1 protein-coding gene is annotated in these 325 nt (G+C 43.4%); it reads right to left on the reverse strand.

The genetic code is table 11. From position 1 onward, the window contains the following. Nucleotides 1-49: 49 nt before the first annotated feature. A partial coding sequence (locus tag A3756_RS04875) for an AAA family ATPase (RefSeq protein ID WP_368664569.1) occupies nt 50-325 on the reverse strand: 276 nt, incomplete at its 5' end.

Here is a 325-nt window from a genome sequence, read left to right on the forward strand (position 1 = left end):
GCTACAGATATAGGGGCTCGCAGAATAATAAACTGTTAATGGGGATAGTTTAAAAAATATCAACAGATTTTAAAATGTTTTGGCTCAAAGGGTTGCTTTGCTTTGCTTGTCCGTTAGACAGGCGGTGTTCTGCGACGCTTGGAAAGACTGCCTGAATATCATCAGGTAAAACATGGTCCCTGCCTTCAATAAGTGCCCAGGCTTTAGCCGCTTGAATCAGAGATATATTTGCGCGAGGCGATAAACCGTGTGTTTCATTGCTTTTTAAACGACTCAATGTTGCCAGCCGGTAGACGTAGTTGACGATACTGTCTGAGCACTGAAC

It is taken from the genome of Oleiphilus sp. HI0086, from assembly GCF_001635225.1.